The sequence below is a fragment of the Pseudomonas tremae genome (assembly GCF_023278125.1).
GTDB lineage: Bacteria > Pseudomonadota > Gammaproteobacteria > Pseudomonadales > Pseudomonadaceae > Aquipseudomonas > Aquipseudomonas tremae.
Map to the genome: position 1 here is coordinate 634,802 of NZ_CP066270.1, position 19,547 is coordinate 654,348.

At 57.3% G+C, this 19,547-nt stretch carries 22 protein-coding genes; 9 read left to right on the top strand and 13 right to left on the bottom strand.

Annotated elements, in window-relative coordinates; all coding sequences use genetic code 11:
* Window positions 1-43: 43 nt before the first annotated feature.
* The 11 genes from I9H09_RS02815 to pilB form a co-directional block, all read right to left on the bottom strand.
* A complete protein-coding gene (locus I9H09_RS02815; protein WP_024670909.1) occupies window positions 44-334 on the bottom strand; it encodes an STAS domain-containing protein in 291 nt (96 codons plus the stop codon).
* 23 nt (window positions 335-357) lie between these two features.
* Window positions 358-726 carry a response regulator gene (locus tag I9H09_RS02820; RefSeq protein ID WP_005895634.1) on the bottom strand — a complete coding sequence of 123 codons (369 nt, stop codon included), beginning with the start codon at window positions 724-726 and terminating at the stop codon, window positions 358-360.
* Window positions 727-735: 9 nt separating this feature from the next.
* On the bottom strand, window positions 736-1,953 hold the full coding sequence (locus I9H09_RS02825; RefSeq protein ID WP_428847128.1) for a methyl-accepting chemotaxis protein: 1,218 nt from the start codon (window positions 1,951-1,953) through the stop codon (window positions 736-738).
* Between the two features lie 340 nt (window positions 1,954-2,293).
* Window positions 2,294-3,592 carry an NAD(P)/FAD-dependent oxidoreductase gene (locus I9H09_RS02830; RefSeq protein ID WP_236502298.1) on the bottom strand — a complete coding sequence of 433 codons (1,299 nt, stop codon included), beginning with the start codon at window positions 3,590-3,592 and terminating at the stop codon, window positions 2,294-2,296.
* 217 nt (window positions 3,593-3,809) lie between these two features.
* On the bottom strand, window positions 3,810-4,343 hold the full coding sequence (locus I9H09_RS02835; RefSeq protein WP_005895644.1) for an MOSC domain-containing protein: 534 nt from the start codon (window positions 4,341-4,343) through the stop codon (window positions 3,810-3,812).
* Window positions 4,340-4,969, bottom strand: a complete 630-nt coding sequence (locus I9H09_RS02840) for a DUF1780 domain-containing protein (RefSeq protein WP_005895647.1) — start codon at window positions 4,967-4,969, stop codon at window positions 4,340-4,342. Before I9H09_RS02840 ends, I9H09_RS02835 begins: the two co-directional genes overlap by 4 nt.
* Before the next feature lie 143 nt (window positions 4,970-5,112).
* Complete coding sequence (gene yacG, locus I9H09_RS02845) at window positions 5,113-5,322, bottom strand: DNA gyrase inhibitor YacG (protein WP_005895648.1); 210 nt, start codon at window positions 5,320-5,322, stop codon at window positions 5,113-5,115.
* Window positions 5,319-5,942: a dephospho-CoA kinase gene (gene coaE / locus I9H09_RS02850; RefSeq protein ID WP_005895649.1), complete on the bottom strand. Its 624-nt coding sequence runs from the start codon at window positions 5,940-5,942 to the stop codon at window positions 5,319-5,321. The genes yacG and coaE overlap by 4 nt, the downstream gene beginning before the upstream one ends.
* Entirely contained in the window at window positions 5,939-6,811 is an 873-nt protein-coding gene (locus I9H09_RS02855; RefSeq protein ID WP_236502297.1) for a prepilin peptidase, read from the bottom strand. Before I9H09_RS02855 ends, coaE begins: the two co-directional genes overlap by 4 nt.
* Before the next feature lies 1 nt (window position 6,812).
* Window positions 6,813-8,030: a type II secretion system F family protein gene (locus I9H09_RS02860; protein WP_024669673.1), complete on the bottom strand. Its 1,218-nt coding sequence runs from the start codon at window positions 8,028-8,030 to the stop codon at window positions 6,813-6,815.
* 2 nt (window positions 8,031-8,032) lie between these two features.
* Window positions 8,033-9,727: a type IV-A pilus assembly ATPase PilB gene (gene pilB, locus I9H09_RS02865; protein ID WP_024669672.1), complete on the bottom strand. Its 1,695-nt coding sequence runs from the start codon at window positions 9,725-9,727 to the stop codon at window positions 8,033-8,035.
* Between the two features lie 226 nt (window positions 9,728-9,953).
* On the opposite strand from pilB, the gene I9H09_RS02870 reads away from it, so the two are divergent.
* Complete coding sequence (locus tag I9H09_RS02870; protein ID WP_024669671.1) at window positions 9,954-10,388, top strand: pilin; 435 nt, start codon at window positions 9,954-9,956, stop codon at window positions 10,386-10,388.
* Window positions 10,389-10,688: 300 nt separating this feature from the next.
* On the opposite strand, the gene I9H09_RS02875 is transcribed toward I9H09_RS02870, so the two are convergent.
* Window positions 10,689-11,021, bottom strand: coding sequence for a winged helix-turn-helix transcriptional regulator (locus I9H09_RS02875; protein WP_032618469.1), 333 nt, complete (start codon window positions 11,019-11,021; stop codon window positions 10,689-10,691).
* Between the two features lie 168 nt (window positions 11,022-11,189).
* Here I9H09_RS02875 and gstA point away from each other — a divergent pair, with 168 nt between their 5' ends.
* On the top strand, window positions 11,190-11,810 hold the full coding sequence (gene gstA / locus I9H09_RS02880) for a glutathione transferase GstA (protein WP_024669669.1): 621 nt from the start codon (window positions 11,190-11,192) through the stop codon (window positions 11,808-11,810).
* Window positions 11,811-11,908: 98 nt separating this feature from the next.
* Here gstA and I9H09_RS02885 read toward each other — a convergent pair whose 3' ends face one another.
* Window positions 11,909-12,454 (bottom strand): DUF1523 family protein, encoded by a 546-nt coding sequence (locus I9H09_RS02885; RefSeq protein ID WP_024669668.1) that lies wholly within the window; start codon window positions 12,452-12,454, stop codon window positions 11,909-11,911.
* A gap of 119 nt (window positions 12,455-12,573) precedes the next feature.
* On the opposite strand from I9H09_RS02885, the gene I9H09_RS02890 reads away from it, so the two are divergent.
* The 7 genes from I9H09_RS02890 (at window position 12,574) to I9H09_RS02920 (ending at window position 19,515) form a co-directional block, all read left to right on the top strand.
* Window positions 12,574-13,572, top strand: coding sequence for an ATP-grasp domain-containing protein (locus I9H09_RS02890; protein ID WP_024669667.1), 999 nt, complete (start codon window positions 12,574-12,576; stop codon window positions 13,570-13,572).
* A gap of 54 nt (window positions 13,573-13,626) precedes the next feature.
* Window positions 13,627-14,775 carry a trypsin-like peptidase domain-containing protein gene (locus I9H09_RS02895; RefSeq protein ID WP_024669666.1) on the top strand — a complete coding sequence of 383 codons (1,149 nt, stop codon included), beginning with the start codon at window positions 13,627-13,629 and terminating at the stop codon, window positions 14,773-14,775.
* A 65-nt stretch (window positions 14,776-14,840) separates the two neighbouring features.
* Window positions 14,841-15,974, top strand: coding sequence for a phosphoribosyltransferase domain-containing protein (locus tag I9H09_RS02900; protein WP_024669665.1), 1,134 nt, complete (start codon window positions 14,841-14,843; stop codon window positions 15,972-15,974).
* Window positions 15,967-16,725, top strand: coding sequence for an HAD family hydrolase (locus I9H09_RS02905; RefSeq protein ID WP_024669664.1), 759 nt, complete (start codon window positions 15,967-15,969; stop codon window positions 16,723-16,725). The genes I9H09_RS02900 and I9H09_RS02905 overlap by 8 nt, the downstream gene beginning before the upstream one ends.
* Window positions 16,718-17,818, top strand: a complete 1,101-nt coding sequence (locus I9H09_RS02910; protein WP_122364265.1) for a cysteine protease StiP family protein — start codon at window positions 16,718-16,720, stop codon at window positions 17,816-17,818. Before I9H09_RS02905 ends, I9H09_RS02910 begins: the two co-directional genes overlap by 8 nt.
* Window positions 17,818-18,768 (top strand): HpcH/HpaI aldolase/citrate lyase family protein, encoded by a 951-nt coding sequence (locus tag I9H09_RS02915; RefSeq protein ID WP_024669662.1) that lies wholly within the window; start codon window positions 17,818-17,820, stop codon window positions 18,766-18,768. The genes I9H09_RS02910 and I9H09_RS02915 overlap by 1 nt, the downstream gene beginning before the upstream one ends.
* Window positions 18,769-19,515 (top strand): HAD family hydrolase, encoded by a 747-nt coding sequence (locus tag I9H09_RS02920; protein ID WP_005895676.1) that lies wholly within the window; start codon window positions 18,769-18,771, stop codon window positions 19,513-19,515. It abuts the gene before it with no gap.
* The last annotated feature ends 32 nt before the right edge of the window (window positions 19,516-19,547 follow it).

Sequence of the window (19,547 nt, forward strand, 5' to 3'; positions counted from 1 at the left end):
ACTTCCTATGTCCAACTACTCGGCAATGCTGCCAATAGGTGCGCTACAGCACGACGCCCGGGTTGCATAACTCGAAGGTTTCCGTCACGGCCTTGCTCTGGCCGGTCAGGTGCAGCGCTGTGCCGTTTTTTTCGGCCTCGCGCTGAATGACCGCGAGCAATTGCAGTCCCGCGCCATCCATTTCGGTTACTTGCGACAGGTCGACGTCCAGTCTTGCGGCTGTGCCGACCTGCGGCAGTATTCGGGCGGCGAGTTCGGTGACGGTGTAGATCGTCAACTCGCCTTCGATCTGCACGCGGGCGGCGTCTTGGCTGGTCTCTGCAGATGTCGTCATGCTGACCTCCAGGGCCGTCGGTCTCAGGGCAGGATCAGCTTGGATACGGCGGCCAGCATTTGTGCTGGCTGAAATGGCTTCACCACCCAGGCTTTTGCACCGGCGGCCTGACCCTCGGCCTTTTTCGATTCCTGAGACTCGGTGGTCAGCATGATGATGGGGGTGAACTTGTAACTGGCCAGCTTCTTCACCTCTTTGACGAAGGTGATTCCATCCATGTTCGGCATGTTGACGTCGCTGATGATCAGGTGCACTTTCTGCCCTGTCAGCTTGCCCAGTGCATCCTTACCGTCGCTGGCTTCGATGACATCGTATCCGGCACTTTTCAGAGCAATGCCGACGACCTGCCGGACACTGCTTGAATCGTCGACCACCAATACACTCTTAGCCATGATCTACTCCTAGAAGAATGTGATTTCCTGCGAATTCTGCTGCGCAGCCGATTCGCCGCGGTGTGTACGGCGTTGTTCATCGGTTGCGTAGGTGGACTCCATGCGTGCCAGCCATTGTCGCGCGTCGATGGCAACGGCTTCGTCCGGGGACTGACTGGCCTGTAGCAGGTGCGCATAAAGAGAGTCGATGTTGTCGCGAACATGGGCCAGGATCTGGCTGACCCTGTCCTGAAACTGCAGGCTGACCAGCACTTCGGTCATCTCGTCGCGAATACCGTAGCTTTCCTGTTTCAGCAGGTCGGCGGATTCGGCCAGACGTCCGGTAATGCTCTGGAAGCGCTCCAGCACGTTCTGGATGCCTTGCTCGGAGGCTGTAACGGAATGGCTGTCCTGATCGGCACCGCTGGAGGCGGCTTGCACCAGTTGCGTAATGGCGTTGTTGATGATGTCGACCTTGGCCGACATCTGCTGGCCGGTTTCGCTGGACTTGCTGGACAGGCTGCGCACGGCGTCGGCCACTACCGCAAAACCGCGTCCCGCTTCGCCCGCGCGGGCGGCTTCGATGGCAGCGTTGAGGGCCAGCAGGTTGGTCTGCGCAGCAATGGCGGCCACGTCGGCGGCCATGGTGCGCAATTCGCCTGTGTAGGCAGTGAGGCCGCGAACCTGGGAAAGCGTCTGGTCACGACTGGCTTGTGTGGCCTTGAGCGAGTCGATCACCTGAGTCAGCTCGCTGTCGCTCTGCGACAGCGCTTTCAACGCGCCGTCGGCATTCTGTCCGTCCAGTTCGCCGGCTGCGTGCTGCGAAGCCTGCACCGTATCCTGCAAACGTTCGGAAATCCCCATGAACCGGGTGGTCAACGCGACGATGGCGGTTTCGGTCTGCTCGCGCGAGCTTTCGACCTGCTTGACCCAGATCGGCATCGCACCGAGCAGTACCTCATTAATCTGAGTACTGGCGGCCATCGCGGTGGTTTGAGCGTTGTGCGTGTGTTGGTGATCCAGCGCCTGAGCGACGGCCAGATTCACTTTGTCGGCCTGCGAGCGGGCTGCCCAGAAACCGGCACCGACACCCACCGCGATCAGCACAGCACTGGCGAAAAGATTGTCTGGCGCTGTGCCCGACTGGACGAACAGCCAGGCGATGGCGGGGATGACAGGAATCAACGGGAACCAGACGAAACGCGGATGGGCTTGTACTGGCGGGGTGCGGAGTTGATTCGACATCATGGGTTCGATCCTTGAACAGTGCTACTACGATTAACAACTGTAAGGTTATCTGCGTGATCGCGACGAACTTGATAGCCACGTCAACGCCTTCCGTCCGTTAGGCCATACGGAAAGCTATAACTGTTAAAAATAGCTGTTATTGCGAGGACGGCAAGTCAGCACGAGAATCGTGCCGGACGCTTGTAGTTCGTGGCGTGGCGGGGCAGGTGGGGCGAGGGTTGGATCGTAGCTCGCGTTTGGAGAGCTGACTCATCTCGTAACACTCTGCGCCGCCGCATGCAGCGCAGAGCCTGGTAAACAGCGTGCCAACCCCGACAGGCATTGGCACAGGTGCTACAGGTTAGTGCAGCTTCATCCGTGGCTCGGTGCCTTTGCCGATTTTGCTGCCCAGCATCAGCATCAGGGTGCGGAAGGCGCCATACAGCGCCATCTGGTGCATGCGATACAGCGACACGTAGAACATCCTCGCGAGCCAGCCTTCGAGCATTACGCTGCCCATCAAGTTACCCATCAGATTGCCGACCGCCGAAAAGCTCGACAGGGAAATCAACGAGCCGTAGTCCTTGTAGGTGTACTCCGGCAGTGTCTTGCCTTCGATCCGCAGACGCAGCGATTTGGCCAGCAAAGACGCCTGCTGATGAGCCGCTTGAGCGCGAGGCGGAACATTGCGGTCGGTGCCTTTTTGCGGGCAGGCCGCGCAGTCGCCGAAGGCAAAGATATTTTCGTCGCGGGTGGTCTGTAGCGTCGGCAGCACTTGCAACTGATTGATGCGGTTGCTCTCCAGCCCATCCAGCTCATGCAGGAAGGCCGGGGCACGGATACCCGCCGCCCAGACTTTCAAACTCGCAGGAATGACTTCCCCGGTCGCCGTGATCAAACCGTCTGCCGTCACCTCACTCACGGCAGCGTTTGTCAGCACTGTCACGCCCAGTTTTTCAAGCGTCTTGTGGACTGGCGCACCGATACGTTCAGGCAGTGCCGGCAACACTCGCGGACCGGCCTCTATCACCGTGATGCGCAGGTTTTCAGGCTTTATCTGGCACAGCCCGTAAGCCGCCAGCTCGTGCGCCGCGTTGTGCAGCTCTGCCGCCAGCTCTACGCCGGTAGCCCCAGCGCCAACGATGGCGACGGTGATTTCCCGGGTGCTGTCGGCCTGACCTGCGTGGGCGCGCAGGTAGTGGTTGAGCAGTTGCTGATGGAAGCGCTCGGCCTGCTTGCGACTGTCGAGAAACAGACAGTGCTCGGCAGCGCCTTTGGTGCCGAAATCATTGGTGGTGCTGCCGACTGCGATCACCAGCGAGTCATACTCCAGGCTGCGCGCCGGAACCAGCTCCACGCCCGTTTCATCCAGCGTGGCCGCCAGATGGATCTGACGGCTTGCACGGTCCAGCCCGGTCATGCGACCGAGCTGAAACTGAAAGTTGTTCCACTTGGCCTGCGCCACGTAATTCAGCTCGTCCTCATACGAGTTGAGCGAACCTGCAGCCACCTCGTGCAACAGTGGTTTCCAGATATGTGTCAGGTTGGCGTCCACCAGCGTGACAATTGCCGTGCCTTTTTTGCCCAGGGTTTTACCCAGACTGGTAGCCAGCTCCAGACCGCCAGCGCCTCCGCCAACGATAACAATACGGTGCGTCATAAGGATTACTCGGAAGGTTTAAGAAATTCGGGGGAAGCTCGATCTGCGCGAGCGTCAGGCAGCTCATAGCGTCAGATGGCTCGATAAAGCGGTTCATTACGGCAGTGCCTGTATCAGGAGCGAAATGCGCTCGACTGGCTGCCAAGTGGCCTGAAGGTACTCTTCGACACGCCTTTGCGGTGCGGGGTTCAGCAAGCTGATCACTTTATGCGTCGTCTTAGGCGTGCGGTCGCACAGGGGGCCAGGCATCGGTGATTTCCAGTGGCTCGACCTGCAAGGTGTCGTCCAGACGGATGATGCCGCTTTGTAACACTCGCGCAGTAATTCCGCCATGCCCACGCACCGCCTGAAAGGTGCCGTGGCCAAGGCGTTGCTCAAGCTTTGCGCACGGCTGGCACCAGCCAGTGGTTTCGAAAATGGCCTGGCCAACCCTGAAGCGCCGGTGCTTGAGGCTGAACAGATTGATGCCGCTGATCACCAGATTGCGGCGCAAGTCCTGCGGCACGATGGGGTTGTCGGCAGACCGGCTCAGCAAAGAACCGACCACAGCCAGGTGCTCCCACTGAATCAGTGTGACCTGCCGCGCATTGCGTGGGCCGGGCCGTGAGTGATCACCGGTCAGGCCAGCCTCGCGACGCGCTTCCACCGCATCCAGCTCAATCATCTCGGCACGCGACTCTGGACGCACACCGATCCAGCGCACGCGGCCTTGTTGAGGCACATCGGCCAGCAATTCCTGAAAAGGGCTCATAGACTGATTCCAACATCGAAAACGACACTGCGGCCCAAGTTGGTACGCAGAAAATCCGGGGCACCCGGATGCGCGAACAATACCCGGGCAAACGTCGGCCCCACCAGCGATAGCGAGCGCCAGCCCTGTCGCAGGTATTCGGTCGGCGGAGGAAAGTGACTGTTCAGATCGAGCACTTCACGCTTGAGACTGGCAAACGCAATGATATCCAGCTCACCCAGATCAATGCCGCGTTCGCGATAGTTGGTGGATTTCTTACGCAGGGTAGGGGCGAGTCGGTGCAACAGTTCGGAGGCAGGAATGCGTTTGGGCTTGGCTTCCCGGCGCACCAGTTGGCTCAGCGAAAACGCGCTTCGTCGTCGCTGCAACTCTTCGCGCCACTCGTCATTCAGGCGACGCCCCTCATCCAGCACGAAAAACACCTCGAAACGCCCGTCACGAAACAGCACGTCGGGCGGCTCCTGACTGGCAGGCGTGAAGTCCTCATTGCGATGAGCAATGTTCAGCCCCTGCAACAACCGCTGACAAACCCAACGCTCACGCTCCCACTTCCGCGCATTGGACAGAAAGGCATTGGCTTGTTCGGCCTGGATCGTCAACAGGCGCAGGTAGTCTGAGTCATCCATAGGGCCAAGCTTAGCGTTCAAGTTGCCCTGACTGGAAGAGCCAATGCAGAGGGGGAGGCTGGCAATTCGCTTTTTACGCTTGCGGCGTCCAGACGTGTCGCTGGAATACAGCCTTCGCGAGCTTAAATTCCCGCTTTTGAGCCTCAATGCCCCCTGTGTGGGGCCTCAAGGTCACCCGAAAACATCTCATCCTCGGCATCCGGGCTCACCGGAATTGCATGCTCTTCAGAAGCCCACGCCCCCAGATCAATCAGCTTGCAGCGCTCGGAACAAAACGGACGGCTTGGGCTGGCTGCGCTCCACTCCACTGAGGTGTCGCAGGTTGGGCATTGAACGGTCATTGGTTGGCTCATGATTGGCCTCCACGCAAAGTAAGGTAAAAGTGGTGCAGCCGCTCGACTTCGCTGACCAGCCAGTTGTGATCGCGGTCGTTGACCAGTATGTCATCGGCATGGCGCAGGCGGTCTTCACGCTGGATCTGCACCTTGAGAATGGCTTCGACCTGCTCCTGGCTGGAACCGTCACGCAGCATCGTGCGTTCTATCTGCAAGCGCTGTGGCGCATCGATAACCAGCAGACGCTTCACCATCCGGGATTGCCCGGACTCGATCAGCAGTGGCGAAACCAGAATGGCGTACGGCGATTTGGCCTTGGCCAGATGACTGACGATTTCCTGATTGATCAGCGGGTGTAGCAGCGCTTCCAGCCAGCGTCGCTGCTCCGCGTTTTCGAAGATCAGCTTGCGCAGTGCGCCGCGATCCAGCTCGCCGCTGGCCTGCAATACGCCGTTGCCGAAATGTGTGGCTATCTGCTCAAGCGCAGGCCGCCCAGGCTCGACTACCCAGCGGGCGGCGTGGTCGGCATCCACGGTGTCAATGCCGAGGTTGATAAAGCACTGTGCCGCTGCACTTTTACCGCTACCAATGCCGCCAGTCAGGCCGAGAATCCAGGGTTTTTGATCAGGGTGGGTCATCTGAAACCGGCAAACTGCATGTAAGAGTCGGTTATTTGACCACCCCAGAGCAAAGCGATCCACCCCGCAATGGCAAGATAAGGACCAAAGGGGATCGGCGTACCGCTTTCGACCCTGCGCACGCGCATCATGATCACCCCAAGCACTGCGCCCACCAGCGACGACAGCAGCACGGTCAGCGGCAGAATCTGCCAACCGCCCCACGCGCCAAGCATGGCCAGCAGTTTGAAATCGCCATAACCCATGCCTTCCTTGCCGGTCACCAGCTTGAACAGCCAAAACACCGACCACAGCGCCAGATATCCCGCCACAGCACCCCAGAGCGCATCATTTAGCGATGTGAACAGCCCAAAGGCGTTAACAATCAGGCCCAACCACAACAATGGCAGCACCAGAGAATCAGGCAACAGCTGATGATCGGCATCGATCAGACTCATCGCCAGCAATCCCCAGCTCAACACCAACATGGCTGCAGCCTGCCAGCCAAAGCCAAAATGCCAGGCGACATAGGCCGACAAAACTGCGCAGGTCAGCTCGACCAACGGGTAGCGTTTGCTGATCGGCGCTTTGCATTGCGAGCATTTGCCACGCAGCAACAGGTAGCTGAGGGTCGGCAGGTTTTCCCACGGGCGTATCTTGTGCGCGCAGTGCGGGCAGCTGGAACGGGGTCGGTTCAGGTTGAAAACGGGCTGGTCGGGCTCTGCGGGCAAACCGAGCATTTCACGGGATTGTGCTTTCCAGTCGCGCTCCATCATTTTTGGCAAGCGGTAGACGACTACGTTCAGGAAGCTTCCTATGATCAAGCCGAGAATGCAGCAGGTGGTGACGAAGGCCAAGGGGGAGCTGGCCAGGAGGTCGAGGAGGGGCATGTCAGACGACGCTTCCGAGTTTGAATATGGGCAGGTACATAGCGATGACTAAGCCGCCGACGATAACGCCCAGTACAGCCATGATCATTGGTTCCATTAGACTGGTTAGGCTATCAACCATGTTGTCGACTTCATCCTCGTAGTAGCTAGCGACCTTGTCCAGCATTGCGTCCAAGGCGCCGGATTCCTCACCAATGGCTGTCATCTGGATCGCTAAACTTGGGAATACACCTGTAGAGCGCATCGAGAAATTCAATTGCATGCCTGTAGAGACATCCTGCTTTACTTTGTGGACTGCATTTCGGAACACCACATTCCCAGTTGCCCCAGCAACCGAGTCCAGTGCCTCGACCAAGGGAACACCGGCAGCGAAAGTCGTTGCAAGTGTGCGCGCATAGCGGGCTACTGATGATTTGAAAATTAGCGGGCCTATGATCGGCATTTTTAACAAAAACCTGTCCAAACCGTCGCGGAATTTCTGAGACTGTTTGTAGGCCCGCTTGAACAGAAAAAAACCTCCAAAGAGCAAGCCGATAATAGCTAGCCACCATTGCTGCACAAATTCTGAAAGAGCGATGACCATCAAGGTGAATAGAGGTAAATCCGCGCCGAAGCTTGAAAATACTGTCTGGAATTGCGGTACTACCTTAATCAGCAAGATGCCTGACACTATAACTGCCACCACCAGAACAGCGGTAGGATATGTCATTGCTTTCTTGATCTTGGCCTTGAGCTTTTCGGTTTTTTCCTTGTACGTTGCAACCCTGTCCAGAAGACTTTCCAATGCGCCTGCCTGCTCACCTGCATCGACAAGGTTGCAGAACAGCTCATCAAAATATTCAGGCTTTTGTCTCAAGGCAGTAGCAAAGCTGTTACCCGCTGAGACTTCCTGCTTTAACGATACCACCAGTGTTCGCATATTGGGATTTTCTGCACCTTCACTAATTATGTCGAACGATTGGAGTAAAGGTACTCCGGCTTTCATCATGGTGGCCATCTGCCGGGAGAAGAAAGCTATATCCAGCGGCTTGATTTTCTTGCCTTTTCCAAATATCGAAATTGATTTCTTGCGTACTTTGGTCGGATTGACGCCCTGCTTGCGCAGTTGGGCTTTTATCAGAGCTGGATTGTGACCGCTCAACTCTCCACTGAGTTTTCCGCCTTTTTTATCCAGGCCTTCCCAGCTATAAATACTGACTTTGACTGCCTTGCTGGCCATGCTTAATCCTTGGTCACACGGTTGACTTCTTCTAGGCTGGTGATGCCTTGCATAGACTTTGAAAGACCTGAGGTACGCAGATCATTGAAGCCGTCCTTGCGCATCTGCCTGGAAATCTCGAGCGAGTTACCTTCTTCCATGATGATCCGTTCTAGCTCTGGCGTCTTTTTGACCACCTCGTAAATACCGACCCTTCCTCTATAACCGCCATTGCAATGCTCACAACCCACAGGGCCGTAGATTTTGAACGTGCCAATTTTCGCTTCTGGAAACCCTTCTCTAATCAGCGTTTCACGAGGAATATCGAGCTCTTTCTTGCAGTGGCTGCACAACTTGCGCGCAAGCCGTTGCGCAATAATCAGGTTGATTGCTGTAGCAATGTTGAATGCTGCGACACCCATGTGATGCAGTCGGGTCAAGGTTTCTGCCGCGCTGTTGGTGTGAAGCGTAGACAGCACCATATGCCCGGTTTGGGAGGCCTTGATGGCTATTTCCGCTGTTTCCAGGTCGCGAATCTCACCAACCATGATTACGTCGGGATCTTGACGCAGAAAGGCGCGCAATGCCTGAGAAAAGTCCAGCCCCTGACGCGGGTTGACGTTGACCTGATTGATGCCTTCAAGGTTGATCTCTACCGGGTCTTCAGCGGTGGAAATGTTGATGTCCACAGTATTGAGGATATTCAGCCCGGTATACAGGGAAACAGTCTTGCCAGAACCCGTAGGGCCGGTCACAAGAATCATGCCTTGTGGCTGCTTTAGCGCCTCCAGATACAGTGCCTTTTGCTCTGGTTCATAGCCCAGAGCGTCAATGCCCATCTGCGCACTGGTCGGATCAAGAATACGCATCACGATTTTCTCGCCCCACAGTGTGGGCAAGGTATTCATACGAAAATCAATCGCTTTGGTTTTGGACACCCGCAACTTGACCCGGCCGTCCTGTGGTTTGCGCCGTTCCGAAATGTCGAGGCTGGCCATGACTTTCAGGCGTGCAGCAATACGGTTTGCCAGATGAATCGGCGGCCTGGCAACCTCATGCAAAATGCCATCGGTACGCAAGCGCACGCGAAAGATCTTTTCGTAGGGCTCGAAGTGCAGGTCTGATGAGCCGATGCGGATAGCGTCCATGAGCATTTTATTGACGAAGCGCACTACTGGAGCGTCATCGGCGTCGCTTTGGTCAGCAAGCGATGTCTCTTTGCCTTCTGCGTGATCAATGTCCACTCCAAGGTCAACATCCTCCATCTCTCCGAGGCCACTGCCAGTATCGAAAAATTTTTCGATTGCATCGCTAAGCTTGTCGTCGGCGACCAATATCGCCTCAGTGTTCAGACCTGTACTGAACTGGATATCAGTGACTGCTTGATGGTTTGTGGGGTCAGATATACCAATAAAAAGCTTGTTGCCTCGCCGCCAAAGGGGGAGAGCATGGTGCTGCCGGACCAGTTTTTCACTGACCAAGCCTTTGGGCTGACTCTCCTTGTCCAGATTTGCAAGGTCTAAAAACGGAATGCCGAACTGGTCAGACGCCATCTCTGCAAGCGTCAGACTTTTGACCAGTTTGTTCTGAACTAAATAGCTAACCAGCGAAAGCTTGTCGCGGCGTGCTTGCAGGTAAGCTTGCTGAGCCGTTTTTTCGTCGAGAAGCTCGGCCAGAACCAGTTGTTTGGCCAAACCAGTGAGGACAACATCAGTCATAAAGCCACCAGACACAGACAATATGAGGTTTATAGCGCAGTAGGACGTCGCTGCCAATGGGAGTGAGGGATGTGACGAAAATTGTCAGTTTCTGCGAATTTCTGAGGAGGTGTGGGCGCGCGTCAAATCATCCGAAGCGGATAAACGCTGCTGGTAGAATTTTGGCACGAGGTATGCTTGTACCTTTTTAGGGCACTACATAACTGACGCCTCGGAGAACTACGCTATGAATACACAAAAAGGTTTTACGTTAATTGAGCTTATGATCGTGGTCGCAATCATCGGCATTTTGGCTGCCATTGCTATTCCTCAATATCAGGATTATGTCACCCGAGCACGCTGGGCTGAAAACAATACAATCATTGCGCCAGTCAAGGCAGCAATAGGCGAGTGCTTGCAAGTCAGTAACAGTGTGATTGGTAGCTGCGATACAGTCGCTAAACTCACCGCTACTACGGGTTATGCTGCCGTGCCTGCGGCAAGTAATAATCTGAGTTCGGTTACAATTACTGCAAACACTGCTGCGATCGTCGTGACAGGCACGACAACAGTTGGAGGCTGTGTTGTTACGTGGACGCCTAGTGTGGCAGACGCAAATAAAATAACTTGGGCTGGTGTTACATCTGGTACAAGTTGCACTAAATCCAAGACTGGTATCTAACTTAGTATTGATGCCATGCTAGCAGGTCGCTAGGCAATATAATTTGAAATAACCCCATCGCAGTTGATGGGGTTTTTCAGTTGGTGCTTACCTTAGAGTTTAAGTTGTAACGCAATTTTGCAGTTTGGTTTAGTCTCATGACATGCGTTGTGCGGAGCTCGATGCAAGAAAAGCAGAGGTTTCTGGTTGCACACCTGACGTGGGAGGTTTTGCCCCAGCTTTTCGTAGCCGTCATAGTTATTCCTGCGTATTATTAATCCCAGTCATTGTTTCAAGTTCAATCTAACAACTCCATTCCAACTATTCCATCCCCCGCTCTAACCTCAACCGATACCCAATCTTCGCAATCGCCGGCAGCAACTCCAACCCCAACTCCGAAAGACTGTATTCCGCAGAAGGCGACGAAGTCGCCAGCACCGTCCGAACCACCACACCTTTCTCTTCCATCTCTTTAATCCTTACCGACAGCATCTTTGCCGAAATGCCGGGGATGTCGACGCGTAGTTCGCCGAATCGCCGGGGCCCACCACTCAAACTACACGGCAGGTTTGGAGTCCAGACGCCGCCCAGCAGCCACATGCACGCCGCCACGGCGCATTCGGGGACGGGATGGTTGACTTTGCTTTTGCGCATTTTAATGACATTGGCGGGGCGTTCCTTTGTCGGATCGCGAGTTTCCAGGGCGTAACCAGGTTACAGAGCGGTAACCGAAGAATGAGAATAAACTTAAGTTACCAGCTATATAAAAGTTATCCGGGTGCTAGGATCGGGTCATTCTCAACCACCGGAAGAATCGTCCCTATGAAGCTTTATTACTCACCCGGATCCTGCTCGCTTGCCGCCCATATCGTGTTGCACGAAGCGGGTGTCGCTCACGAGTTGGTCAAGGTCAATCTGCGGCAGCACACGCTTGAGTCCGGCGAGGACTATTACGCGATCAACCCGAAAGGGGCTGTTCCTGCGCTGGGGTTGGATGGCGGTGCTGTTCTGACTGAAGGCGCTGCCGTGCTGCAATATCTGGGCGACCACTTCGTGCCTGCGCTGGTGCCCGCCAACGGCACGCTTGCGCGTGCAAGGTTGCAGGAAATACTCAATTACCTGGCCGCTGAATATCACAAGGCCTGGACACCGCTTTTCTATCTGGTAAAGGGAGCCGATGCCACCGACGCCCAGCGTCCGGTCATCGCCAAACAAACCTACCTGAATGGCCTGCTGGCGGATGGTCGTGATTACCTGCTGGGTAATGACTTCAGCGTTGCCGACACTTACCTGTTCGCGGTAACTCGCTGGTCTGTCAATTTTGGCATTTCGCTTGAAGCGCTGCCTGCTTTGCAAGCATTTATGGCCCGGGTCGAAGCGCGTCCGTCCGTCAAGGCGGTACTGAAAGCGGAAGGTTTGCCCGAACTGTTCAGCAAGGCCTGATCCCGCTAAAAACCCAGGCTAGACTCACCTGTTGAAACGACGACGCCCCCGGCGGATGTGCTCCGCCGGGGGCGTTGTCGTGTGATTATCGCCAATCGTTACCTAGGCGTCCCATCAACCCGCACCCGCCCCTTGAACCTCCTTCTAACCCCAACAACCACCATCACCACCAGCAACCCCACCACCACAAAAAACACCGTGTTGAAAACCGGAAACGGCTGATCACGACTCGTCACGGCCTCGATCTCGGTCACGTTGGGGAACATCGACAGGATCGTTATCCGCCAGCCGTAATAGCGAATCAGCGCCAGTTGCTGGGCATCACGCGAATAGCCTTGGGCTTTGGCCTGGATGTCGGCGGAGTCGAATTTGAAGTACCACGGGAAGCTCCAGGCGGTGTCTTCGTTGCGGTAGACCACGACTTTTTTGGTGTCCGGGTCTTCGGTGTTGATGAAGTACACGTCGCGGGTTGGGCCGTCTGCCGGGTTTTCGGCGTTGACCACGCCGTCGGCGTCCATTCTTTTGACTTCCACGCCGGTGATCATCACGACATCATGGCGCGGCAGGACGTAATAGAGGCTTAATGCGCCGATCCCCAGTGCAACGAATACCACAAGCCAAATCGACCTTTTAAGCCACTTCATACCAGCGTCCTCTGTTTAAAATTGCGTGACTTTGCCCTAATCCGAACATTTCGAAGCAAAACAGTTATTACAAAATTCGACAAGGCCGTTTGAGGCGGCGCAGTCATCCGGAGATTGACATGATTTGGTTCCTTGAAGGGCAGGCCAGCCAGCGCGACGTCATTATTGGCGCGCGCGATGCCCTGCCTGCGTCGGTGCGCATTATCGCCTCTCATCGTCAGCAGCGCTCTGAAATTACCGGGCAGGCCGATGTGGCGCTGCAAGAGCCACTCGACAACGAAGAACGGATCGACTGGGTGCTGGAAAACGCTCGTGCAATGGGTGTCAGCGTCATCATTGCCGGTCGGGTGGGCGGCGTGTATGAAGCGCAGCGCTCGCGTTTTGTTGCTGAAGGGTTGGACCTTGTCACGGGCGGAACGTCCCTGCAGACTTTCATGAATGTCGATGACAAGAGCCGCTTCACGGCAGCGGCCGAGGCGGCGGGGCTGGCTTGCATTCCGGCGCTCACGGCTCGTAATGCCGATGAGTTGCAGGCGGCGTATGAGGCGTTGTCGATTGCTGGCGAAGTCTGCGTCAAGCCGGTGGTCGGGATCTACGGGCAGGGCTTCTGGCGCTTCAAGGCCGACGTCGATGGATTTCGCTGTTTCGCCAACCCCGATGCGCGCGAGACCACCTTTAAAGCGTACCTTGACGCCTATCGCCAGTCCGAGGACCTTCCGGCAATGCTGCTGATGCCGTACATGCCGGGCAGTGAGGTTTCGGTGGACATGGTGTGCGAGGGCGGCAAGGCAGTTGCCTTCGTCGGACGACGCAAGGTAGGTCTGAACCAGACCTTCGAGCGGGACAGCGAAGCCGTGCAACTGGCGGTGCGCGCGGCCGAGCATTTTGCCTGTGACGGGTTGATCAATGTGCAGACCCGTGACGACGCTGATGGCAAGCCGCGCTTGCTGGAGATCAACCCGCGCTACTCGGGCGGGATCGGTTATACGCGGGAAACCGGGGTCAACCTTCCGGGGATTTTCGCAACACGGCGTCTTGGATTGAAAGAACCGGAAACACATTGGCTTGAAGATATCCGCGTCAAGCCCATCACAGTCGCTGTACGGGCTGCGGTTTGATCGTGATAATAGATTTTTGCTATCACTAATCGCTCTTATCATGGAGGATCGGGCATGAAGCTTTTGGCGCCAGGAGCAAACACTGCTTTAGCAAACGCTCACTGCACCTGGAACCTGGAGAGCGGCACATCTTCGGTTTTCGGTGAATACGCAGCGGTCGCCTTGTTGGCGGTCAACGAGAAACGCCAATCGATGGGCGAGCCTGCGCTGCTGCATCAGGAGCAGAGCTGGATGGAGTGGAGCGGCGGCCCTCAGGATGTCGGCTGTACGCTCAGGCTCGACAGGCTTCCGGCGGGCAGCGATCGAGTGCTGCTGATGGTCTATGTATATGCCGCGATGGGGCCGGTGCGCGACTTCGCCAGCCTGTACCTCAAGGTAGATGCCGATATCGAGCATCGCCTGGACCTGCGTGACAACGGCGAAGCGGCGATCATCATCGGCGAGTTCTACAAGCGTAACGATCAGTGGAAGTTTCGGGCGCTGAGTGAAGGCTCTGCGTACGGGCTGTCAGCGTTCGGGCGCAAGATCGGCCTGGAAGTGGATGATCGCCATCCGCGCCGCCCGTCCGGTGGGTCGGGCGGCTCGGCGGGTGGTCCTCGGCATGATTCCGCAACCGGCACGGCATTTGTGGTCGGGCCGGCACATGTCATGACTTGTGCGCATGTCATCGAAGACATGGGCGTGTTTTACATTTCTTCGCTGCAGGGCCGCTACAAGGCTGAGCCCGTGGTGATCGACCGCCGCAACGACATTGCCTTGTTGAGGGTGCAAGGCGCGCCGCTGTTGTCTCCGGTTACATTCCGGGACGGGCAGGGCTGTGAGCCGGGTGATACGGTGGCGGTGCTGGGTTATCCGCTGGCGTCGATTTCCGGTGGTGGCTTGCAAGTGACGCAAGGCGGAATCTCCGGTCTGTTCGGTCTGCATAACGACGCCAGCCTGTTCCAGTTTACGGCGCCCATTCAGCCGGGCTCCAGCGGCAGTCCGTTGTTCGACAACGGTGGCGCGGTCATCGGGATGGTCACGTCCACAGTCCCCGACGGGCAAAACATGAATTTCGCGGTGAAATCCGCACTGCTTCTGTCCTTTCTGCAGGCCTGCCGCATCGATGCGCCGCATGCCCGCCCGGAAAGGTCTTACACCACTACAGAAATCTCACGCACCGCACAGTCATCGTTATGGCTCCTTGAAGCCTCTCGCCAATGAAGTCGGTGTTGCCGCCCGCGTGGCTGGCGTCTGGGGCTGCGGCCCCGTTACTCAGGAATTTATCGATGGACAGCAGCGTAGCTATTTCCACCCCTACAAGGCTTCGTGCTGATCTGCTTCGTGGTCGCCTCGATGTGAGCGTCAGCGCGTCCAGCATTGCCCCGGATTCGTTGTTCGGTTTTGCTGAACGGCGCAACCCTAAGCGCGCGTTTCTGTTCGTGTCGCGTGTTTTGGGGCGTCACATACCGGCGCGTCCGAGTGTGATGCTCAAAAGCTTTCAGGACCTTGCCCACAAGATCCCGGCAGACCTGCCAGGTCCGGTGCTGGTGATCGGCATGGCGGAAACAGCTGTCGGTCTTGGTGCTGGCGTACATCGCGCATACAGCGAAACCCGCTCCGATGCGTTGTATCTGGTCAGCACGCGCCATCCGACCGGCACCGAGCTTTTTGCCCGTTTCGAGGAAGAGCACAGCCATGCCAGCGCACACCTGATTCACCTGCCAACCGACCCGGCAATGCGCGAAATGATGCTCACTGCGCGTTCGTTGGTGCTGGTCGATGACGAGGCTTCCACGGGCAAGACCTTCATCAATCTTCACCAGTCGCTGGTCGAAGCGGGGTTGAGCAAGATCGAGCGGGTGGTGACCTGTGTGCTCACCGACTGGTCGGCAGGCGCGGTCAGCACGTCGATGGGGGCCTTGGCCGAACAGGTTTCACTGTTGCAGGGCTCTTATTCTTTTGATGAGGACATCAGCGCGCCACTGCCCGACATGCCGGAAGTCGGCACCGTCGCTATGGGCGACTGGCCTCTGGTGACTGCCAATGACTGGGGACGAATGGGCGTGCTGTCGGTCGCCGATACGCTGGCGCCGGGGCTTACCGTCAGCAAGTGTGAGCGTGTGCTGGTGGTCGGTACCAGCGAGTTCGTCTGGCGTCCGTTTCTGCTTGCCGAGCGCCTGGAAAAGGCCGGGGCAGATGTGCATTTCAGCTCAACCAGCCGTTCACCGATCGCACTGGGCCATGCCATTGATCACGCGCTGTCGTTCTCCGACAACTACGGTCTGGGCATCCCCAACTTTCTTTACAACGTGCGACCGGGTCAGTTTGACCGGGTGCTGCTCTGCACCGAAACGCCGAGGCAGGCCGTGCCTGCCGAGCTGATCGAGGCGCTGAACGCCGAGGTGATTTGCGATGAGTAACGACCGCCCGCTGATCTTCGTCGATCTGGACGACACACTGTTCCAGACCGCCCGCAAAACACCGGCTGACATCGAGAAGCATGTCGCAACGCTGGATGTCAGCGGTAACGCCAATGGCTACATGACCAATGTGCAGAAATCGTTCGCCCACTGGTTGCTGGCCCACTCCGATGTGGTGCCGGTGACTGCGCGCAGTGTCGAGGCGTATAGCCGGGTGAAATTGCCGTTCGCCGCCGGCGCTATCTGTTCGCACGGCGGTGTCATGCTCGACGTCATGGGACGACTGGATCACGACTGGAACGAGCAGATGAAACAGACCTTGGCGGCCTATCAGTCGCGCCTGCATGAGCTGTCTGCCACGACGCTGGCGATTGGGCAGGAACTGGGGTTTTCACTGCGCGGGTGGGTGGTCGAAGAGGCGCAGCTGTTCCATTACGTTGTCACCAAGCACAACGAGAGCGATGACAGCATCCTCGTGAAAGTGCTCGCCGAAGTGCAGGCCCGAGGCTTGCTCGATGGCATGCACATCCATGGCAACGGCAACAATCTGGCATTTCTGCCCGAGGGCCTGGCCAAGCGTTACGCCGTTCAGGAATGGCTGCGCCGCGACCGGGCGGTCAACGGCGAACGCCCGGTGCTGGGTTTTGGCGACAGCATTACCGATCTGGGTTTCATGGACGAGTGCGACTGGTGGGCGACGCCTGCTCGCAGCCAGCTGGCGAAAATGTTTGTCGGAGCCGCACATGAGTGATCCCGTTCACGGGCTTGATACCGTCGGCAGCGGCAGTTACCAGCGCGATGACGTGCATTTTCTGTTGCGCAGCGTCGAGATGCAGACCACCAGTGTCGAGGAGAAAGAGCGCCTCATTCAGACACGGCAAAAGCACTATTCGGAAATGATCAGCGAAGAATCCGCCCCTGGCGCCGCTCATCAGTCTCTGTATGAGCAGGCGCTCAGCCAGAACGGCGAACGCATGGCCGATGATGTTCAGGCGCTGGCGCAGGCTCTCGATCGGTACTGCAGCGGGCCTGAAATCATTCTGGTGTCATTCGTGCGCGCCGGGCTGCCGCTCGGGGTGCTGCTGCGTCGCGCGCTGATCGGGCTTGGCCGTGAAGCGCATCATTACGGCATCAGCATCGTGCGTGACCGTGGCATCGATAAAGTGGCGCTGGAAGCCATTGTCGAGGCCCACGGCGCGCAGAACATCGTGTTTGTTGACGGCTGGACCGGCAAAGGTGCGATCTCCGGCGAAATACGGCGCAGTCTGGCCGGAGACTCGCGTTTTCCAGAAGACCCGCGCCTGGTGGTATTGGCAGACCCTTGTGGCTGTGCCTGGCTGGCGGCGTCCGCAGAAGACTGGGTGATCCCGTCGGGCATCCTAGGCGCAACGGTGTCCGGGCTGGTGTCACGCTCCATCTGGCCGTCAGACGGCGGGCTGCACGGTTGTGTGGTCTATGGGCATTTGCAGGGCCATGACGTTACCCGTTCATTTATTGAACAGATCGAGAGCCTGCGTCGTCGAAAGGGTTCGACGCTGACGCTGACGCTGGCCCCCTGGACGCCGTCGCAACGTACCGGGCTCGGGGCTGCTGCATCACAGGTGATAGCCAGTCTGGCCGAACGCTTCGGGATCAGTAACCTCAATCGCGTCAAACCAGGCATCGCCGAAGCCACCCGCGCGGTCATGCGCCGGGTGCCGGACCACGTTCTGGTTCGCAACCTGGCAGACAGTGATGTGCAACTGCTGTTGCACCTGACCGGCAAAACGGGAATTGCGGTCGAGGAAGTCGGTGATGTCTTGGGGCCTTACCGGGCAGTGACCATTATTCGGAGTCTCAGCTAATGGCCTTATTCTCGCCTTACGCGCTGGGGGCAACGCTGTACATGCCTGCTACCCGCGACGACATTATCGACGTGGTCTTCGGCGAAAAGATTCCCGAACTGCGCTCGCTGGTGGTCTGTCTCGAAGATGCGGTCGCGCTGATAGATGTCGAGACAGCGCTGCTCAACCTTCGCCAGGTGCTGACCCGCATCCAGGATCGTGGCGGCCGTCCTGCCAAGGGCCCGCTGCTGTTCGTTCGTCCCCGGGATGCTGCGATGGCGCGGGTCCTAAACGACTGGCCGCTGATGTCGCATGTCGATGGCTTCGTTGTCCCCAAGCTTTCGCTGAACAGCCTGACAAGCTGGGAGCAGGCGGTGACCAACCCTGCGCTGGCATTGATGCCTACGCTGGAAACGCCGGAGGTATTCAACCCGACCGCGATGGTCGAGCTCGGTCAGGCGTTGAAAGCCTCCCTTTACGAGCGGATCATTGCCCTGCGCATCGGTGGCAATGATCTGATGGGCTGCCTGGGCTTGCGCCGCAACCCGGCCATGACGCTGTATTCAACGCCGATGGGGTATGTCATTCCGATGCTGGCTGGGGTGATGGGCGCGCAAGGCTTTGCCCTGACTGCGCCAGTGTTCGAGCAACTGGCCACTCCCGACATCCTGCAGCACGAACTGGCGCTGGATATCACACATGGGCTGGTCGGCAAGACAGCAATTCACCCCTCGCAGGTCAATATCATTCAGAATGCGCTACGCGTCAGTCTGGAGGACATGAACTCCGCCCGGATGATTTTGAACTCTGTGGCCCCTGCAGTGTTCAAGTACAACGATGCTATGTGTGAACCGGCTACCCATTACAAATGGGCAACCCACATCATGGAGCGCGCCAAATGGCATGGAGTGTTACCCGCACCCGCTTCGATCATGGATGCCAGCATTCGACTCGCTGAGGCAGTTAGCTAGATGATAGAACCTGACCTTCAAACGCTAGAACCGGATATTGAACCTGTAGGCCCCGATCTTGAAATCGAAGTGGAGCAACGCCTGTTGGCGGTGTTCGATTTCGACGGGACTATTACGCGGCATGACAGCTTTGTCCCCTTTCTGAAATTCGCTTTCGGCCAGCGTGCCTTTTCCGTGCGCATGGCCCGACTGGTACTGCCGAGCATTGGCTACCTGGCCAAGCGCCTGACTCGTGACGAACTCAAGGGCCGTCTGATCAAGGCATTCCTGAGTGGTGTTGAAGTGCAATGGCTGCAGCAAAAGGCTGAAGCCTTCTGCCAGTCGCACTGGAAACGCCTGATGCGTCCGGCTGCGCTGGAGTCCATTGCGGCTGAAATCGAGAAGGGCGCCATTGTCACGCTATGTTCAGCATCGCCTGCTATGGTCCTTCAACCTTTCGCTGATCGCTTGAAAGTCGAGCTGATCGGCACCAATCTGGAAGTCATCGACGGCAAATTGACCGGGTTGATCGAGGGCAGCAATTGCCGCTGTGACTCGAAAGTTGCTCGCCTGGAAAGCGTTTATGGGCCGCTTACGCAGTTCCGGGTTCGTGCCTGGGGCGACACGCGAGGCGACCACGAACTGCTCGCTGCGGCTCAGGATGCGCACTGGCGGTTGTTCCATCCGACGTGGCGTCGAGGCCGTTACAAAGGCCCCATTAACGCCAAGTTACACAATCCTGATGGTAAAGACGGGCCAACACGGTGAGGCTGTAACACTTTTATCTGTATCCCGACGTC

Excerpts from the sequence above, each read along its gene's own strand:
- yacG (WP_005895648.1), bottom strand. The coding sequence starts at position 5,322 with ATGAGCCAACCAATGACCGTTCAATGCCCAACCTGCGACACCTCAGTG.
- I9H09_RS02825 (WP_428847128.1), bottom strand. The coding sequence starts at position 1,953 with ATGATGTCGAATCAACTCCGCACCCCGCCAGTACAAGCCCATCCGCGT.
- gstA (WP_024669669.1), top strand. The coding sequence starts at position 11,190 with ATGAAGCTTTATTACTCACCCGGATCCTGCTCGCTTGCCGCCCATATC.
- I9H09_RS02890 (WP_024669667.1), top strand. The coding sequence starts at position 12,574 with ATGATTTGGTTCCTTGAAGGGCAGGCCAGCCAGCGCGACGTCATTATT.
- coaE (WP_005895649.1), bottom strand. The coding sequence starts at position 5,942 with ATGACCCACCCTGATCAAAAACCCTGGATTCTCGGCCTGACTGGCGGC.
- I9H09_RS02910 (WP_122364265.1), top strand. The coding sequence starts at position 16,718 with ATGAGTGATCCCGTTCACGGGCTTGATACCGTCGGCAGCGGCAGTTAC.
- I9H09_RS02860 (WP_024669673.1), bottom strand. The coding sequence starts at position 8,030 with ATGGCCAGCAAGGCAGTCAAAGTCAGTATTTATAGCTGGGAAGGCCTG.
- I9H09_RS02895 (WP_024669666.1), top strand. The coding sequence starts at position 13,627 with ATGAAGCTTTTGGCGCCAGGAGCAAACACTGCTTTAGCAAACGCTCAC.
- I9H09_RS02815 (WP_024670909.1), bottom strand. The coding sequence starts at position 334 with ATGACGACATCTGCAGAGACCAGCCAAGACGCCGCCCGCGTGCAGATC.
- I9H09_RS02885 (WP_024669668.1), bottom strand. The coding sequence starts at position 12,454 with ATGAAGTGGCTTAAAAGGTCGATTTGGCTTGTGGTATTCGTTGCACTG.
- I9H09_RS02920 (WP_005895676.1), top strand. The coding sequence starts at position 18,769 with ATGATAGAACCTGACCTTCAAACGCTAGAACCGGATATTGAACCTGTA.
- I9H09_RS02870 (WP_024669671.1), top strand. The coding sequence starts at position 9,954 with ATGAATACACAAAAAGGTTTTACGTTAATTGAGCTTATGATCGTGGTC.
- I9H09_RS02835 (WP_005895644.1), bottom strand. The coding sequence starts at position 4,343 with ATGAGCCCTTTTCAGGAATTGCTGGCCGATGTGCCTCAACAAGGCCGC.
- pilB (WP_024669672.1), bottom strand. The coding sequence starts at position 9,727 with ATGACTGATGTTGTCCTCACTGGTTTGGCCAAACAACTGGTTCTGGCC.
- I9H09_RS02830 (WP_236502298.1), bottom strand. The coding sequence starts at position 3,592 with ATGACGCACCGTATTGTTATCGTTGGCGGAGGCGCTGGCGGTCTGGAG.
- I9H09_RS02915 (WP_024669662.1), top strand. The coding sequence starts at position 17,818 with ATGGCCTTATTCTCGCCTTACGCGCTGGGGGCAACGCTGTACATGCCT.
- I9H09_RS02900 (WP_024669665.1), top strand. The coding sequence starts at position 14,841 with ATGGACAGCAGCGTAGCTATTTCCACCCCTACAAGGCTTCGTGCTGAT.
- I9H09_RS02855 (WP_236502297.1), bottom strand. The coding sequence starts at position 6,811 with ATGCCCCTCCTCGACCTCCTGGCCAGCTCCCCCTTGGCCTTCGTCACC.
- I9H09_RS02905 (WP_024669664.1), top strand. The coding sequence starts at position 15,967 with ATGAGTAACGACCGCCCGCTGATCTTCGTCGATCTGGACGACACACTG.
- I9H09_RS02840 (WP_005895647.1), bottom strand. The coding sequence starts at position 4,969 with ATGGATGACTCAGACTACCTGCGCCTGTTGACGATCCAGGCCGAACAA.
- I9H09_RS02875 (WP_032618469.1), bottom strand. The coding sequence starts at position 11,021 with ATGCGCAAAAGCAAAGTCAACCATCCCGTCCCCGAATGCGCCGTGGCG.
- I9H09_RS02820 (WP_005895634.1), bottom strand. The coding sequence starts at position 726 with ATGGCTAAGAGTGTATTGGTGGTCGACGATTCAAGCAGTGTCCGGCAG.